This is a genomic window from Chitinophaga sp. ARDCPP14, assembly GCF_051362515.1.
In the GTDB taxonomy this organism is placed as follows: Bacteria; Bacteroidota; Bacteroidia; order Chitinophagales; family Chitinophagaceae; genus Chitinophaga.
This window is the reverse complement of record NZ_JBKIXB010000007.1, coordinates 289,216-305,798: the sequence shown is the minus strand read 5'-3', so window position 1 is coordinate 305,798 and position 16,583 is coordinate 289,216. Positions and strand designations below refer to the sequence as shown.

General features: G+C 45.6%; 9 protein-coding genes. All 9 read right to left on the bottom strand.

Annotated elements, in window-relative coordinates:
* Nucleotides 1–138: 138 nt before the first annotated feature.
* Complete coding sequence (locus tag ACLHR0_RS20660) at nucleotides 139–630, bottom strand: hypothetical protein (RefSeq protein ID WP_436489140.1); 492 nt, start codon at nucleotides 628–630, stop codon at nucleotides 139–141.
* A gap of 126 nt (nucleotides 631–756) precedes the next feature.
* A complete protein-coding gene (locus ACLHR0_RS20655) occupies nucleotides 757–1,260 on the bottom strand; it encodes a DinB family protein (RefSeq protein ID WP_436489138.1) in 504 nt (167 codons plus the stop codon).
* Between the two features lie 18 nt (nucleotides 1,261–1,278).
* Nucleotides 1,279–2,250 (bottom strand): peptidoglycan DD-metalloendopeptidase family protein, encoded by a 972-nt coding sequence (locus tag ACLHR0_RS20650; protein WP_436489137.1) that lies wholly within the window; start codon nucleotides 2,248–2,250, stop codon nucleotides 1,279–1,281.
* Between the two features lie 117 nt (nucleotides 2,251–2,367).
* On the bottom strand, nucleotides 2,368–6,339 hold the full coding sequence (locus ACLHR0_RS20645; protein WP_436489135.1) for a DUF5977 domain-containing protein: 3,972 nt from the start codon (nucleotides 6,337–6,339) through the stop codon (nucleotides 2,368–2,370).
* 145 nt (nucleotides 6,340–6,484) lie between these two features.
* The gene (locus ACLHR0_RS20640; RefSeq protein WP_436489133.1) at nucleotides 6,485–7,189 is read right to left on the bottom strand and encodes a hypothetical protein; all 705 of its coding nucleotides are present in this window, start codon (nucleotides 7,187–7,189) and stop codon (nucleotides 6,485–6,487) included.
* A gap of 3 nt (nucleotides 7,190–7,192) precedes the next feature.
* Nucleotides 7,193–11,605 (bottom strand): DUF6443 domain-containing protein, encoded by a 4,413-nt coding sequence (locus ACLHR0_RS20635; protein WP_436489131.1) that lies wholly within the window; start codon nucleotides 11,603–11,605, stop codon nucleotides 7,193–7,195.
* A 134-nt stretch (nucleotides 11,606–11,739) separates the two neighbouring features.
* Nucleotides 11,740–13,191: a hypothetical protein gene (locus ACLHR0_RS20630; protein ID WP_436489129.1), complete on the bottom strand. Its 1,452-nt coding sequence runs from the start codon at nucleotides 13,189–13,191 to the stop codon at nucleotides 11,740–11,742.
* A gap of 535 nt (nucleotides 13,192–13,726) precedes the next feature.
* Complete coding sequence (locus ACLHR0_RS20625; RefSeq protein ID WP_436489128.1) at nucleotides 13,727–15,532, bottom strand: OmpA family protein; 1,806 nt, start codon at nucleotides 15,530–15,532, stop codon at nucleotides 13,727–13,729.
* Nucleotides 15,533–15,550: 18 nt separating this feature from the next.
* Entirely contained in the window at nucleotides 15,551–16,552 is a 1,002-nt protein-coding gene (locus ACLHR0_RS20620; RefSeq protein WP_370907737.1) for a PorP/SprF family type IX secretion system membrane protein, read from the bottom strand.
* Nucleotides 16,553–16,583: the final 31 nt, after the last annotated feature.

Below are 16,583 nucleotides of genomic sequence, written 5' to 3'. Positions count from 1 at the left end.
TATAACATATACACGACTCCTAAGTATCGGAGAAGTATCGGAGAAGTATCCAAGAAGTAACCCCCCGGTTTGTCACAAAAAAAAGGAACGCCCTGTAAAGCGTTCCCTGGATTTATTGACGTTAACCGCAATGAAAAATTATTTTGCTACGTAAGTATATTCTTTATTATAAGATTGACTGGCAGCAGTCGCCACATTTTGCACATTCGTTTCCACCTTGCCATCTACTTCGGCCTTATAACTGATCGTTACCGCGCCGGGAACCTGGGCGTTATTCACGACACCTACACTTAATCCGCTAAAATTAAACGGCTTAACGGTTTCAACTACATATGTTTTTACGCCTCCTACAAAATTATCAATATCGAGTATCATCACATTTTCATTTCCCTGGGTAACCCCATTTATTTTCCAAACAGGTGATCCGTACTGGCTGGCATCATGATTCCCTGCGGATACGCGAACATCCACCTGATCCTTATCATCAGCGCCTGCTACGGTAATAGTAAATTTAAAGGTTGCTTTTTTATTATCGGGTGCAGGATCGTCTTTACCGCCGCAGCCTGTAAATGCCAAACCTGCCATCATTACCAGGCACAAACTAAAAAAAATCCGTGTTGTCCTTTTCATCTCTTTGCGTGTATTGGGTTAATTAATACCGCAAAGTTATGCTGGTTGAATACCCCCGGCAATACCTGGAAACAAGTATTTTACCATCCTGATTGCCAGGTATATTAATTTATAATCGCTGCTGCTTTAAAGTGCTAAATCTGCTTTTGTTGCGGATACCCAATCCGGTGCATCTTTCACCTCCTGGCGCAATAACAGGTTCAGTTGCGCGGTATGGTGCTGCACATGGCGCATATTGTAAATTAGTATTTCCAATATACTATAATCCTTGTACTCACTAACAAACCGCTTCGTCAAAATATCTTCAGCAGTTAACCTTGTCAGCAGACCCCGTAACTTCTCACGCCCAAACCGGAGGTATGTCAGCAACTCCGTTTTATCATACACCCGTTCCGGCATCCCGGTGCCAAATTCAGATAACGTAAATGGCTCCGGTGGTAAAAAGTCCTTTTCCATCGGTGTTTCATCAGACAAATAAAAATCCAGGAAAAACAAGGTATGATACCCGATATACCAGAACTTAGCAGGGGTATCCCATAGTTCATCCGGGCAAAAAGTTAACGCATTTTCGAGCATGTCAATAGATGCTCCGAACTGATGCCACAATGTTATTTTTAATGAAGAATCCATAAGAGCTACTTTTATAGATTACCTGGTTTCGCTTATCTTATCACCCTTAATGGGTGAATAATCTGTTTTTACAACGCCGTTTACGTTGAGCTTTTCAAAATAGCATTTTACACCGGTTGCCTGGTTGGTGTTCTCCACATTCTGAAGGTGAAAATGCAAATGAGGCTCAGAGGAATTTCCGGAGTTACCGCATAGTCCTATCAATTGCCCTTGTTTTATTACATCGCCTTGTTTTACCTTAATTGAATGCTGCTTAAAGTGTGCAAAGAAAACATACTCTTTGTTTTTGGTTTTCAGCAAAACAGTATTGCCTGAAACAAACATGGGATTTAGCTCTCCCGGCACATTATCTTTAACCCCATCTACTGCTAAAACTACTTCTCCATCACATGGCGCAATGATGGGTTGTCCAAATGCATAGTAGTCCTCATTTGTTTTCCCATTGGTTTTAAAACTCTTTCCCTCCTGGTTATTAATTACAATATCAAATGCATTCTTCTGGAATTTAACCGCTACGTGATAGTTTAATTCTTTTGTATCCCCGCCCCAGAACACCGTCCATTCCCCTTTAAAAGGCAGGTGCATGGCAGTGATATTCCGCGGCAATACCGGCAATGTATCCGGCACATATGGCTTTGCATATAACCCGTTGATAGTGCTATCCTTGTCGGCTGAAATGTTAAGAAGAATGACACCTTTATCAAACGCTGTTTTGTATACGGCAAATGAAGACTGGTATTCCAAAAATGTACGCTTTATGATATTCCCGTAGTTGCTTTTCAAATTGGTGAGAAATGCTTTTGTCTTATCTAACGGCAAAGCGGTTTTTGTTTGTTCAGAAAATGTAGCAAAAATGCTATCAAACTGACCGTTGTTGTAATACTTTTCAAACTTTGCCGATATATACCTGCTTCCCGGGCTTTCTGCTTGAGAAAAGGCGGCGCCAAAAGTTAAGGACAGCAGTATTGTCAGGATGGATTGTAGTTTCATTTTCAGCGTTTGCACTATTAGTTGCTGAAAGTATTCAAAATATTACACATTGGCGTAAATAATAAAAGAGGGGCAGCCACGGATACCCTGGCTGCCCCTCTTTTATTATTTACGTGATTATGGAAAAGTAAAGCTGACGTTTGCCGAGCTTATCCCGGATGGAAAATTAGTTCCTCCTGCGGTGATAGAGAATATCCATGTTTTACCCTTTGCGATGTCGCCTGTAAAGCTGGTAGAGCCCAGCGGAACAACGAATGGCCTATCGTTGTATGGCCTTCCGGTAACAGGATCTTTAGCAAAAAGATTGATAAAGAAGTTCATACCGGGAGGACAGGTAAAGTTGACGGTAAACGTAGTTCCAGGCCCGTTTACAATACTTGTAATGGCCAGTCCAACATCGCAGGTTCCATTGGTATTGGCATTTGCCTGCCCCTGCAAATCGATTTCCGCCTGAGCCAGGGCATTTGCTTCTTCAGGGGATCCTGCTGTATATTTTCCTGCCGGAACAGTATAGGGCACCAGCGATCCCTCACCGGTGGTACACTGCTTATAAAAGTTTTGCGTAATGGCTACATTGGGATAGGTGGTAGAATTATCCTGACCTAAAGTAGCGGAATAGGCGTAGTTGAAGGTTTTCATCACATAACCATCCTGGTCGCGGATCATGGATAACCTGTTATACGCGTCGTAGCTATAAAAAGAAGTATTACCGGAGGGCGTAATAATGCTGCTGATTCCTACCAATGGCAAATAAGTGTAGGTGGTCATTTCTCCGTCCTGCGGATAGATGCGGATATCATCCACTACGCCCGATAAAGACTGCCCGGTATATGGTTGATCTATATGTTCCCAGACAGTTCCATTCTGTTTGAAATAAGAAAGGCGGTAAGTTCTGCCTGCTGTGGTGGCTGAAAACTGGCTGGCAAGCGCAATGGATCCGTTGTAACCGCCTTTTCCCGTGTGTGCCGTGCTGGTATTGGAGACAAGCGGGCCGTTCCCCTCAAAATCTTCATAATAAAACTGCGAAGGAACTGCATTTTTACATTCTGCTACCGGGTACATCTTATTGTAGCCCCATTTATAGCCTATGCTGATATTGTTATTTGATTTGGAATAATTGAGGTTTCCTTTTGCATCATAGTCCAGTTGTCCGGCGGATTTATATTCGGCCGGCAATGTGCCGGAAGGCGCAATAAAGGCCACCGTTGCCGGGGTTAATGTTTCCGCAGCAAATACCTCATTGGGGGTTACAATATTATCATGCAGCGCAAATGTTTTATAGGTTCCTTCCACCAGTTTACCATTTACCTGGGTCACCGCTTCAATGGGCATACTGATCATATTGCGGGTCTTTAACTCTCCAATCCAACCGGTAGTCGCCGTAAAATCGCCGGGATACCGGTAGTGTTTAACAACCGGTGTTCCATCGCTGCGGGTCAGTTGTTCCGATTGAAGAAAAGCGCGGTCGTTATACTCAAAAATTTTGCTGGTGGTGATACCGGGCGTATTCACATTATCGTACATCGTTTCCGTACTGGTGGCTGTGAGCAGCTTGCCTGTCTGGATAGGATAAAAAGACAAGTGCAGGTACATGTCAAAGTTTGCTGTATTAACCGTTTGTGAATTCATTTGCTTACGTTGTTTGAAAGCCCAAAAGGTTTGGGTCTTTTTTACCACTGCCGTGTTGGATACTGATTTCACTAACCTGTTAGCATTATCGTAGAAGTTCACTGTTTTCAGGAACCCATTTTCCAGGCTGGGGATAGGAGGAGTGCCGGGAATAAGATCAAGGTTCGACAAATGCGGATATTTATCCGGGATCACGTTGTACAGATATTCTGTTCTGCCCAATGCTTCTCCTGTAAAATTTTCTTTTATTTTACCATACCCAACATGACTTCCGTTCGCGGAAAACGTGTACGGTTGGCGCGGATTAGCATAAAGTGTGTGCGTGATATACTCATCTATTACTTCAGTGTCTGTGCCGGTCAATACATCCGTCTGTTGGTTTTTCAGGCCACTGTAATAAGTAGGAAAATGCATCATCATGCCCTGTTCGTAAGCATACAATTTCTTCGATGTGATTTTACTTACCGGATCAAACCTACTGCTGGAAGTTAAACGCAGCCCGCCACCTATTCCGTAGGGAGCCACATTTGTAGTAACCGGAATTTTAAGGGAGATATAGGCCATTTTTTGCCCCGGCGCGCCCACTTTATTGTCGGGGTAGTTAGCCGTCAACTTATATCTGCCGGCTGTAAAGTATTGATTGGTTAATACAAAATTGCCGCTTTGATTCCTTACGATATCTTTGGAAAAATCATATTCCCATTCCGTGGGGCTCACCGCACCGGTGGCCGGGTCTACTCTTTCTATCGTTACCCACATCGCATTTTGCATATTAACGGGGCTACACGGCGGGAATATGCAGGAACAGTCCCAACCTGTGCCTGTTGGATTTGCGTCTGCAGGCTGATTACAGAACAGGTTCACGGTTATATCCACATAACAATTCGCTGCTATGTCCACCGTGGTGGTAGTAACGCCTGTTGTGGTATTTAATGCGCCCACGTTGTTATAGTTAACAATGATATCTGCTGGTGCATTGTTAAATTCATGAAGGCCGTATTCAAACTCCGCCAACCCTTTGGTAGGATACATGATTTTCTTCAGCATCCCTTCCTGTGCCTGTGGAAATTTTGCGTCGCGGTTAGCGCCTATCCAGCTCCTTAGTACCTGCGGAATGGCAGCCAGGAAATTATATCGCTTAAAATCCGGTACCAGTGTGGTATTTGAAGCTGCCCCGTTATAATATCCCCAATAATCCTGTTCAAAGGAACTTTTGTAGGGTAATGTAAATCCGTCGGCGCCTTCGTAATAATAACATTTATATACTTCTCCCTTTACCGTTACACCTTTCAACTTTAATCTTTTCCGCCGGTAAGACTCATCATACGGCAATTTTATTCCCGGCCGGGTGCTCGCGGTAGTATACGATTCGTTCCCGGGCCGGGCGGTGAAATAATCATAGTCAAACCCGGCTGTCATCACAGCGCTACCGGCTTTATTAAAAACAGTGATCCCATTCAGCTTTACGCCAAATAAATCTTTCCGGCTGTCTGGTATAAACTGCACGGCGCCATTTTCAAAAAGGATACTATCCAGGAAAAGCGTTCTGATGGTAGAGGTGCTGAAAGTGCTGTTCAAGCCGACATTGGTGGGCATGCCCATTGGCCCCCGCATGGAAACAGCCTGGTATTGGATATACTCTTCAGTGAGGTCGGGCATTTGAGTTACATAGTCCACGTTGGTGAATGCACTGGAAATACCGGTATAATCCGTGCTATGGCCGGCGCCCGTTGCAGGATAAACGTACTCGCGGAACGTTTTATATTTCAGCGTAAGAATACGATTAGCCGGACTGGTGATTTTTGTGAGATAGTAAGCCGTTTTAGTAGGCCCGGCCGCCGTCATCGACATTTCTATCGCCATAAATTCGTACCGGAAACCCTCCGGATCGGTGGCGATAATTCCACCGCCTGATTTTTCAAACCGGACATTGTTGCCACTGACATCCACCACTTCAGCAGTAGAAAACCCGGTGAATTTACCTGTATATTTCCCGAAATTGTAAACATACAGATCCGGCTCACCATCAATATCTCCAGGACAAAGGAAAGGGCAAAGCTCCGGCTTCGTATAAGCCTGGCCGTTAGCTTTATATAGCAGGTTAAATTGTAACATAAAATTCCGCGCCTGGGCGCCGGCCTGATAGGTATTTCCCAGTGCGTCCGGATAATATTGCTTAAACGTTCCGTTAGACACCAGATCATCATCCGCTCCTTTTATCTGCCTGGAAATAACTCCTCCCACATTTAACGTCCACCCCAGGCCTACCCAACTGGCCTCTTCAGACACCCTGATGCCGCCTCCGTTGTAGCTCAAACTGATAGGAAACTCCAGATCGCCCGTACGGATGGTGTAAAGGGGAATAGATACTTCCGGCCTGCCATTGAAATAGGTAACGGGAAACTCTGCTGCCTTAGTCAGCGACGCGACATCCGGAGAAGTAATCGGAATTTTTCGCATTTCATCAAAGGCCGTATTCTGTGAGGATACGATGTGCGGATAGAAGATCCCGCATACAATAAGGGCATAGCAGGATCTGATTAGTTTATGACAGCCAGGCATAAGGAAAATTCTTTTATAGATATTCAGGATTTGTTGTGATATATTACTTTGATGCTATTATCTTATAGCAAGTAGGGATAAAGTTCCTGATCTTATCATCATATTCAACTTTATATAAAGTGTGCTTTCCTCCTCTAACCTTAAAATCCAGTTCAATCATACCTTTTCTTATGCCCCAATCGCTAAAGTTCCAGACAACTGCTTCATTCCTTTCAGTGTTAAACATTACAGTAGGTTTATCCTGATTAGCTGAAGACGGATTCAAATATTCAAATGATGCTATTATACAATCTCCGTAACCAGCAACTTCCATAGAATCAATTTTTAAAAATCGTAATTGCTCAACCTGAAAATACTCCTCGTTCTCATTCACTGTTTTTTTATAAAACGCTGTTACAAAGGAAGAATCACTAAGCCCCCCCCTTATATCTCCCTTATAATTAAAACAAAGAATCTGAGTTTCGAAAAATCTGAATTCGTCTACAATTTCCTCCTCTTTTAATGCAGTATAATCATTGGAACAGGTTATTCTTTTAGACATGCTCTTTAAATCAATAGTGTCAACAATTTTATCCTGTTTAACAAACTCAATAGCATCTATTTTAAAACTATCAGTACTGTTCAACATATTACTATCACCTCCTTTCATACTAACGGCGGCACCTTTATCCGGGTTATTGACTTTATTATTACATCCTAACGACAAATACACTATCAAAAATATATAAATACATATGCTGTTTCTCATAGTTTAATAATTTGAAGGATTAGGTTCTTTTGAATCCATTTTCATCTTAAAAACTTTTTCTTTGTAGTTATCTACTCCACCACCATTGTACCGCCTTACTGCTTCTCCCCAATCTATTCCACCAGTCCATTTTTTGCCGTCAGCACCTTTGAGGCCTTTCTGATATAAAATACCTATACCTGCTTTCACACTCTGTGTTGCATCGGAAACACCTTTCCCTTTTTCTAAGCCAAATTGAGTCTTGGAATCACTCCAGTCATTAGATTTTGCACTGTAGTATACATTTGATTGCATAATGTCTGTGGTTGCATCATTATTGTCCTTCTTGTTTCCATCATAGGTTCCCATTACGGTTTCCTGCATAATCATAGCTTTTACCAGTGTAGGATCCAGATCCGGAACAGATGATGGATCGCCAAGAGTAGTCCCGTTTGTATATGTCGGAACTATCCCGTTTTCCTTATTCTTATTAAAAAGGAATGTCTCGGCGGCTATTGCATAGTCATACTTTTGATATTTGGGAGCTGTTGTACTGCTTTCTTCTCTTGATGTTATTACATTAGGCATTGGTGCTTCCGTAAATGTCTTCCCTGACACAAAATTACCAAATGTCAATTCTCCTGTTTGTACGAATGTTCTATACTGGGTATTTGATTGTATTCTATGGATCTCCTTCCCTGTTTTATCAAAAAACACAATATCCTCGGGGCTTCTGCCATCAGGATCAATAAGTCGTACCGGATTATTGAGCGTATAGTTATAGGGAGAATAATTAACCATCTTATCTGCATCAGGATCCAATACATGCCACCGCCCTATCTGCGCATCATACATCCTCGCGCCATAGTCATACCACTCCAGCCCCGAACCATCTGTAAATTCTTTATTCTGCAACTCCTTCCCGTTGTACTTCATCCTGTTCTCCGGATAAGCTGATCCTTTAAGTGCCTCTGAAGATATCCCTGCCATTGTCAACCCAAACGGATAATAATGCGTTTCTTCTATCAATGGCCCCTGGATATGGTTCACTGCCAGGTTATCAAAGAACGCGGCAATATTGCTTTCGTTGCTGGTATAAATATAAACATATCCGCTCTGCAATACCGGAATGGCATTTCCGTTCGCGTCGAGCCTTGTATAGGTTTTATAGGCATCGGCGGCGCCCAGCGGTTCAGCACCGCTGCCATTGGTGCTGGTATAGGCAAACTGTTCATTGAGGAAAATCCAGTTCAGGTATGCTTTAGGCTTTGTGGTTTGCGCCGGGTTGCTGTTACTCATAAATCCGGTGACCGCCGGGTTGAAAAAGCTGCCGTTGGTACCTGTTTGTGGCAAAGTTATTTTACCGGCTCCTGGTCCGCTTGTAATGGTGGTTGCGAGGATAGATAAAATATCTGCCAGCGGACTTTGCTGCGTTGCGCCGGTGGCAGATCCCCGCCACCACATATCACAACGGAGTTCAATTTTATCGCCGGCCATTACTTTCAGTAATATTCCGGGACCAACTTTCCGGTCGCCGGCCACACTGCTTAGCTTGGTCCAGTAGTTATTCGGATTCGTAGTGCCGTTGGCGGGAGGATTTGAAGTGTTTGATTTCAATTCACGCACGGAAGACGTTACGGTATAATCCGTGTTGGAATAATAGGGTATATAGTTATTGGGATCCGCCAGGTTATTCTTGTCGGTTACGTTTTCCATGCCTGCTATCGGATAATTAATCCGTTTCACTTCTTCCGTAAGTACCATCCGCACATTTCCCAGATGATCTTTCAGAAAATAATCAAATGCCAGGGTGGTTCCACCTGTGGGAATAGTATTACGGATGCGGCCTTCTTCATGACCCATGGATTGCAGCACCAGCGGGCCTGTTCCTTTCTGCTCATATACTGCTCCATTTATATAGTAGGTATTGGTAATGGTGCTGCCTTCTGTCACACTTTTCTTCCATTTATTTCCGGAGGCGTCGTAGGTATAAGTGATGGTTCCTTTTCCTGCTACCGGTATTGCAGCCGGGAGGTTGAGATGATTGTAAGAGATGGCGCTGGTAATCCCTTTATTTTTATCGATGGTAAGATTACCGTTGCCGTCGTACGTATAGTCTGTGGTAGTTTTGGTAGCCGCATTGTATTTAAAATCACCCAGCGTGCTTGTATTATCGTTAAATACGTCTGTAACTGCCTGTATACGGTTTGTATTGGGAAGATAGGTATAAGACAGGTCGTCGAGCTGACTGCTGGCATTTAATTTTAGTCCCCATTGTTGCATGCGGAGAATATTTCCGTTGGCGTCGTAGGCGGTAGCGGGGTCTGCACCGGTGCTTCCCATTTTAACGGTATAATTGACCAGGCTGTTGTTCCAGGCGCCATCGCTGTTTCGCTGCTCAAAGCCGGCCGACAGCAGGCGGCTGAGGGGATCGTAGCTGAAATCATATTTCCGGGGAATGCCATCTCCTACTGACCGCCAGACGGTTCCGCTGATGTTACCGTTTAATTGTTGGCCCAGGTAATTCCGGGCGGATGCGTTTGTAAGCTTATCGTATCCCAGGTCAAAGCCAAACCAGTTACCTGATCCTGGTGTTGATGGTGTGGCCGGGTTGGTAAATTCCCTGTTTACGCCCAACAGCCACCCCCTGATGTTATACGTTGACTGCTGCGTTTCCAGTGGTGTGGATGCACCTGGCTGTATGCCTATCTTTTTACTTTTTATTTGCCCCAGCGCATCGTAGGCCATTTCCGAAATAGTTTTGTAGGCTGTCATGGCCCCGCTATTCACGGTGGTATTGCTGATAGCCTTCTCCACTTTTACAAGTCTGCTCAGATCGTCGTAGGTGAGTTTAGTTAACACAATAGTGGTTTGCGCACCGGCGCCGGCGATTACCTGCCGTTGTACAGTGATCAACGGCTGATTGTTAAATGTATATTGGGTAGTCGCTATATCAAGGCCGCCGGTCACATTCTTACTTTGCACCTGTATGGTTCTTCCATCGTTATCATAGTAGGTAGCCGTATAAAGCCAGGTAGCGGTTCCAAGTACTTTTACCCTTCCCCCGGTAATCATTCCCTGTGTGGCGGTTGTTGAAGTTACGGCCTGCGGATAGGGCCAGGCGGTATTGCTGGCTGCAGAAAAATAACTGTTATCTCCTGTAAAGAAACCTGTATTCAATCCATGCCCGGCGTAAGCGGTGGCGGTCAGAAAATCGTAGTTATCGTAAAAGGTGCTGCTTAGCTCTTCGAGGCCGGAGGTTCCTGCCGCGGGATAATTAGCAGCGGTTCCACCCGGGATGAGCGCGGCTGCGGTAATGTGAGCTGCAAAAGTAGTAGCGGTGGTCCAGATACCGCTGGCAACCGGCCTGTTGCGGCTGTCGTACTGGAAATATTCCCATTTCCCGCTTCCCAGGATGGCATCCTGCCGGAGCACCAACCTATCGCGACTGTCATATACCAGGTATTGCGCGCCTGCGCCGGGCATCTTTTTTATTATCTGTCGCCTCTTTGCATCGTATTCATACCGGAAGCACTGTTCTGCCAATATGGTAACATCCGTCAGTAACCAGTTGGGAGAGATCAGTTCTACCCCCTTGGGTTGTATAACGCAGCGCAGCATTTTAAAATCATCATAGATGTAATAGGTGTTCAGCCAACCGGCATGACCACTTCCCGTTCCCGCATCGGATGCCGTAAGCTGCACTTTTTTCAGCACTACTTTACCTTCTTTGTCTTTGAATTCAATAACCTGCTTGCCATGTTCATTTATCCGGATCGTTTTGAATAAGGTTCCCGGAGGATATGTAGTTGAAGTGGCGTATGTGCTTAGTCCTCCCACCGGCGCTATTGTTACGGTCCAGTATCTGACGGCATCGGTCACTGTATTTACCAGGTACCTGGTGGTTATATTTTTCTTTGTGGCAGATTCTGTACCAACCCAGTTATTCCCTGGCGCATACACCTCCGTAGTGCGGCTCAGGGGAGATGCTTCAAAATTCGTTTTACCATAAAAATAGGTTTCTCCCGGGTACATTGCCTGGGAAAAGATGGCCTGCTGTTCAAATGGATTTTTTTTGAAGTTTCCATCGGAAACAGAAGTATTGCCGTTCGTATTATTGGCAGCAAAAGGCAAAAAGGAATATACTTCTCTTCCATACACGTCATATGTTCTGGCGGTCACCAAGTCTACGGCTGTGGTGGAAGACAGCGGACTGGCAGGGTCCGTGATGAGAGACGCTTTCTTCTGCACCAATTCAAATGGCCGGCCAAGGCCGTCGATATACTGCGTTGCGACTTTGGCATCTCTCAGCGGAAGCGTATTCAGAATAGTGGGATTCGTTTGGGGAGAAGTTGCCGTGACAGTATAAATAGTATTCCCATCCTGTACGGTATAGGGGGCGGGTGCTTGTGCCAGCGCTTCTTTTGTGGGGATCATTATTAATAATCCGGTCAGAAGGCCGAGGCATGTTTTGAATACGTTCATCAATACAACTTTTATTAATTTCAAATCGGTATGGGCGATATAGCGTTCAGTGATGTGTTCCTGCTTTTTGATCTTTATGATTCCTGTCAGAAGTTGTATCCCCACCGGAATACAACTGCGCGATTTCCGGCAGGCTGTAGAAAATCCCACAGCAGCTGCAGTTTCGCCGTCTTCTTCTGGTATTGGATCTTTTTAGCTACTCCTATCAAACCTGATGTTTGCCAGGCGAGACTTCTCAGTTCCGCTATGTTCTCAAAACGTGACCAATAGTTTTGTTCAATACCACCGCTGATCCAGAGATTACCCAACAATGCGGTCTTCCCTTTGCCGGGCGCCGCAAGCTTCCAGTCCAGGTAGCTGCGCAAGCCGATCCCATCATGAGTGAAGTTTATTTTGTTCCATGCTTCGCCCATACTAAATTTATAGGCCACGCCAATACCTGTAACCAGACGGTCGTTCAACCGGTACCCCAGTGAAACAGCCAGGTCATTGCTGGCCGGAAACTGATAAGCACTACGCTTGCCGGTTTGCAGATCAAATCCATATTCCAGTCTTTTGAGAAAGGGTTTTATACGCTGATCATTTTTTTTAAAGGCAGGCATTGCAGATGCTTCATCACCGGACATTCCTGCTGACCTCAGTGAGGTTATTTTATTCCGGATATCTGTGAAGCCTGTGCCTTGCGCCACTGCCTGACTGGCCAGCTGCTGTTCCAGGTTTCCGGCCGCGGGGCCAAGCCGCTGTTGTAATAATGTTTGCACAGTAGCGCGTGTTTGCATCCCGTTTACAGTTACTGCCGCTACATTCGGGCCCCCGTTGGACTGCATACCAAACAAGGATGACAACTGACTGTTTTCCCGTAAAAATTGCTGGAATACCGGAACTTTGCCAAGTGCCTTCAAGGCCGTAGCTTCCCAGTCTGCGGGGGTATTCAGTTCCTCTTTCCATTGATCGAGGCGGCGCTTATAATAGAAAAGCTCCTTTGAGTACTTCGCCGCGGCGCCTTTGATGCCCTTTAGCTGCGGGAATTTCTCCCGTAAACTATTTAACATCGCAGCCCTTTCTGCCAGGAAACTTTTTACACGTTCTCCCCTTAGCCAGTCGGCTTTTAGCCCGTCTATACTTTTTAAGGCTTTATTTAAATGATCTTTTCCATCCGCTGTGGCACCTAAAAAGTTTACCAGGCAATGAAGAGAATCCAGACGCGGAATATATGGGCTCTGCCCTTCTTCTTTTGTACCATTCAATTTTCCCAGCAGGGTTGCATAGGCGTCCTTTGTTTGTTGCAGGTAGGTCATAGCTGCGATGGTATCCACTTCTTTTAACCGCCGGCCGGCTTTGCCTTCCATTAGCTGCAGTTTTGCGATCAGCTTCAGTTGCCGGCGCTTTAGCCTGTCAGACATGTCCCCTTGCCCTTCAATAGTTTTAGCTATGCGATGGTGGGTTTTCTGCGGGAATGCAGCAACAGTGTCCACCCTTTGGCTATAGGCAGGGAGCCCCCATAATAAAATCAATAACCATTTTATCCGTATCATCATAACGGGAGTGGGTAAAGGGTAAAATATGGTTTAATCGTTGTGGGACGACTAAACTTTTTATATAGGGCAAACGACATCTACAATAACCATACAATCAAGTACCAGTAAATATTGTAATCATTATAAGTGTTTAACTGACGATTAAAAAAATTCCGATATTTTTTCCAATCTAAATTCCAAACTTCAAAAAAACGAATTGAAAACTGCAGAAGGCTTCAGACAAAGGTTCAGGACACGTTTGTTATGATCGGGGAATATCAGGGATAACACTTGCTACGGTACAAATTCCCTCATAACACAACAAATGAAAGATTAATTTTTCATATTTACAACACCTTGCCCAAGGATTTCCTGCAATAGTTATCAAGATGCTGCAGATCAGGGAAAATCTGTTTATACGCAAGGGTAGTGCTATCCGGAACTTTATTACCTGAAAGGACCCCGGTACCTGCCTGCCGACAAAATATCCTACAAAAAAGCCTTCAAACCGAAATGATTTGAAGGCTTTTTTGTATGGTATAAGTTCAGCGAAGTGCTACCATTTGATCCGCAGTTCGGTGCGCCTGTTCTGCTTATAGTCTTCTTCCTTACATGGTACACCATCCTTACAGCCGTTCACAGGATTGTTCTCCCCGTTATTGGTGTAGTAGAGGCGTTTGGAATCGATCCCTTTATTAACGAGGTAATCTATTACCGCATAACAACGTAAGGCCGACAAATCAGTGTTATATTGGTCAGAGCCACGGTTATCAGCAAAAGATGCAATTACGATCTTCCAGTCGGGGTGACGTTTCAGCACCGCCGCTACCTGGTCCAGGATCCTGCGGGACTCGCTGAGCAGTGATGCGCTGTTATAATCATAGAAGAACTTCAGTTCTTCCAGCTTCTTTCTATCCTCTTCTTCTTCCGGCGTATGTCCTTTCTTTCCTCCACCAGGCTGGTCGCCAGTTACAGGAGGGGCCGTATGATCTGTTATCACCGGCGGGTTTTCCCTGCGGTTGATCCTGGTAAAATATTCGGCGTCTGAGAAATAATAGATATCATCTTTGCCCATGCTGCCTGGTTTGTTCGAAGCCAGGTAACCTTCATAGCCGTTACGTTTCAAAATAAGCCCTAAATCGTCTGCGCCGGAGTTGAAAGGTACTTTCATGTTCTCCGGTATTTCCCAGCTGGATTTGCCGCCTTTTATGCGGTAAATGTCATAACCACCCATTCCTGCATATCCCCTGCTGGAGAAATAAAGAATGCCGTCTTCGTTAACGGTGGGGAAGGTTTCTGCTGCCACGGTATTTATCTGGCTGCCACAGTTGACCGGCGCGCCCCAGGAACCGTCTGCCTGTTTTTCGGCGTACCAGATATCTGTTTGTCCTTGACCGCCCGGGCGGTCAGACACGAAATACAATATATCGCCACCGGTGCTTAATACCGCGTGACTGGAAGAATATCCCGTTACATTGATGCCGGGCATCAGTACCGGTGCTTCCCATTTGCCATTCTTTTTTACAGATTGATAGATCTGCAACTGGCGAACACCATTTACCAGTCCTTTACCGGTAACGGGAACCCCTTTGCCCTGTATGTTGATGGTGGCATAGAGCGTGTCTTCTGTGGTGTTCAAACACACCGGGCCAATATGATAATCGTATTTGGCCAGTAGTGCAGGCGCCAGTTCCTCCAGGAACATGTCGTGGTTGCCGCCGGCATATTGCTGGTAAACGTATGCTTTATAGTAAGGTTGTTCCGTGCGTTTATCGATCGGAGGTTTTGCCTGCGACCCGTTATTCAGTGCCATAGAGCGGTACCCGTTTGACATCAGCAGTAAACCTTTCTGTACCACGCCGGTTACCAGGTCGGAGCCTTGTGTGTTCAGCTCTTTCACCGGCTTTAACTGTATAGGCGCTGCCTGTTTAAGCCATACAACGGCGCTGTCGCAACCCTGCAGTGCAATCTCTTTTAGTTTAAGACTATCTGCATTGGAGGTGGTGAACAACGCATACTGCTGCTTTGCGGCATCATATTGCTCCAGTTGCCGGAGCGCTTCGCCATATGCAAAATAGGCAGACGAAGGCCGGTCGGCCCGCTCCGTGATTTCCTTGTATACATCCGAAGCTTCCTTAAAGTAGCCGATCTCCTGGTAGCTATGGGCCATCTTCATCAGCTGATCTACCGGCATCTTACTTCCCTTGCTGCGGGCAATCCTGTTATAAAGCGCTCCTGCCTCTGCATACTCCTGCCGTGCATAGGCTGCTTCAGCCATTTGCGACATGCTTTTCTGCTCCTGGCTGTACAGGTTGAAGGCAATAAGAAACAGCGGGATGGTAATTATAGTGCGACGTATCATACGGGTAGTAAACTATGGTTAAAAATACCTGGGATTCTTTACAGTGAAATTTTTCGAAGGAATTAAGAAGCCTAGTGATATTTCATGCGATCCTCCCTGGTAACCTGCCATTTTATTAATACTGAGGTCGTAGGAGTACCCGATGCGCAGCGTTTCTGTAGCGTAGAATTCCACCATCACGCTGGCTGCGTCCAGCTCACTCAGGTCCTTCTGGAGGTTGGTTTTGTTCCACACGCCTACACCGGTGCGATAAGAGACGCCCGTCCACAGCTTTTCACCAATCAGCAGGAAAGCATTAATGTCTACGTTGGTAGGTCCTTTAAAATCTTCCTTGATCAGGATCGAAGGCTTCAGCTGGAGGTTGTCGCCCAGCGGAAACATAGCACCCGTGGTAACATACAGGTGCTGTGTTTTGCGGATCGTAGAATAGTTGTTTCCTTTCCAGCTGTAGCGGGTTGCATCGGTATAGAGCGAAAACAGGTCCATGATGGAGGCGCCTGCATAAAAGCGCGGTGTGTAATAATAAACCCCGAAGCGGGCGTCCGGTACCCATACACTTTTCTTTCCCAACGGAAGGGCGGCATCATCGTTATCGATGTATTGCAGGGCCGAACCGTCGATAGAGTACTGGGTAACGCCTCCTCCCAGCCCGAAGCAAAGCCGGCGCGTATCCTCATCATCCAGCGGAATCCGGTAGGAGTAAGAACCGTAAAGCGACAAGGCATCCTGCGGACCGAGTTTATCAAACAACATCTGCAGTCCCAGCCCCACCTTGTTATCACTGGCCGGCGTCACCCCGTCTATCGACACGCCGCCCGTACGGGGCGCGCCGGGGAAACCGGCCCATTGATGGCGGTATACGGCATTCACATACAGGTCTTCTTTATAGCCTGCATAGGCAGGGTTAACGCTTAACCCGTTGAACACGTATTGGCTGAACTGTATGTTCTGTTGCGCTGCTCCACGCATTCCTATCGCCAGCAGCATCACCATTATTCCTGCTCTGAGTACTGTTTGCATCTTTTACTTTTTTTGTAGCAGATAATATTTT

Coding starts and splice junctions, on each gene's coding strand:
- ACLHR0_RS20660 (WP_436489140.1), bottom strand. CDS start 630: ATGAAAAGGACAACACGGATTTTTTTTAGTTTGTGCCTGGTAATGATG.
- ACLHR0_RS20640 (WP_436489133.1), bottom strand. CDS start 7,189: ATGAGAAACAGCATATGTATTTATATATTTTTGATAGTGTATTTGTCG.
- ACLHR0_RS20630 (WP_436489129.1), bottom strand. CDS start 13,191: ATGATGATACGGATAAAATGGTTATTGATTTTATTATGGGGGCTCCCT.
- ACLHR0_RS20645 (WP_436489135.1), bottom strand. CDS start 6,339: ATGCGAAAAATTCCGATTACTTCTCCGGATGTCGCGTCGCTGACTAAG.
- ACLHR0_RS20635 (WP_436489131.1), bottom strand. CDS start 11,605: ATGATCCCCACAAAAGAAGCGCTGGCACAAGCACCCGCCCCCTATACC.
- ACLHR0_RS20655 (WP_436489138.1), bottom strand. CDS start 1,260: ATGGATTCTTCATTAAAAATAACATTGTGGCATCAGTTCGGAGCATCT.
- ACLHR0_RS20625 (WP_436489128.1), bottom strand. CDS start 15,532: ATGATACGTCGCACTATAATTACCATCCCGCTGTTTCTTATTGCCTTC.
- ACLHR0_RS20620 (WP_370907737.1), bottom strand. CDS start 16,552: ATGCAAACAGTACTCAGAGCAGGAATAATGGTGATGCTGCTGGCGATA.
- ACLHR0_RS20650 (WP_436489137.1), bottom strand. CDS start 2,250: ATGAAACTACAATCCATCCTGACAATACTGCTGTCCTTAACTTTTGGC.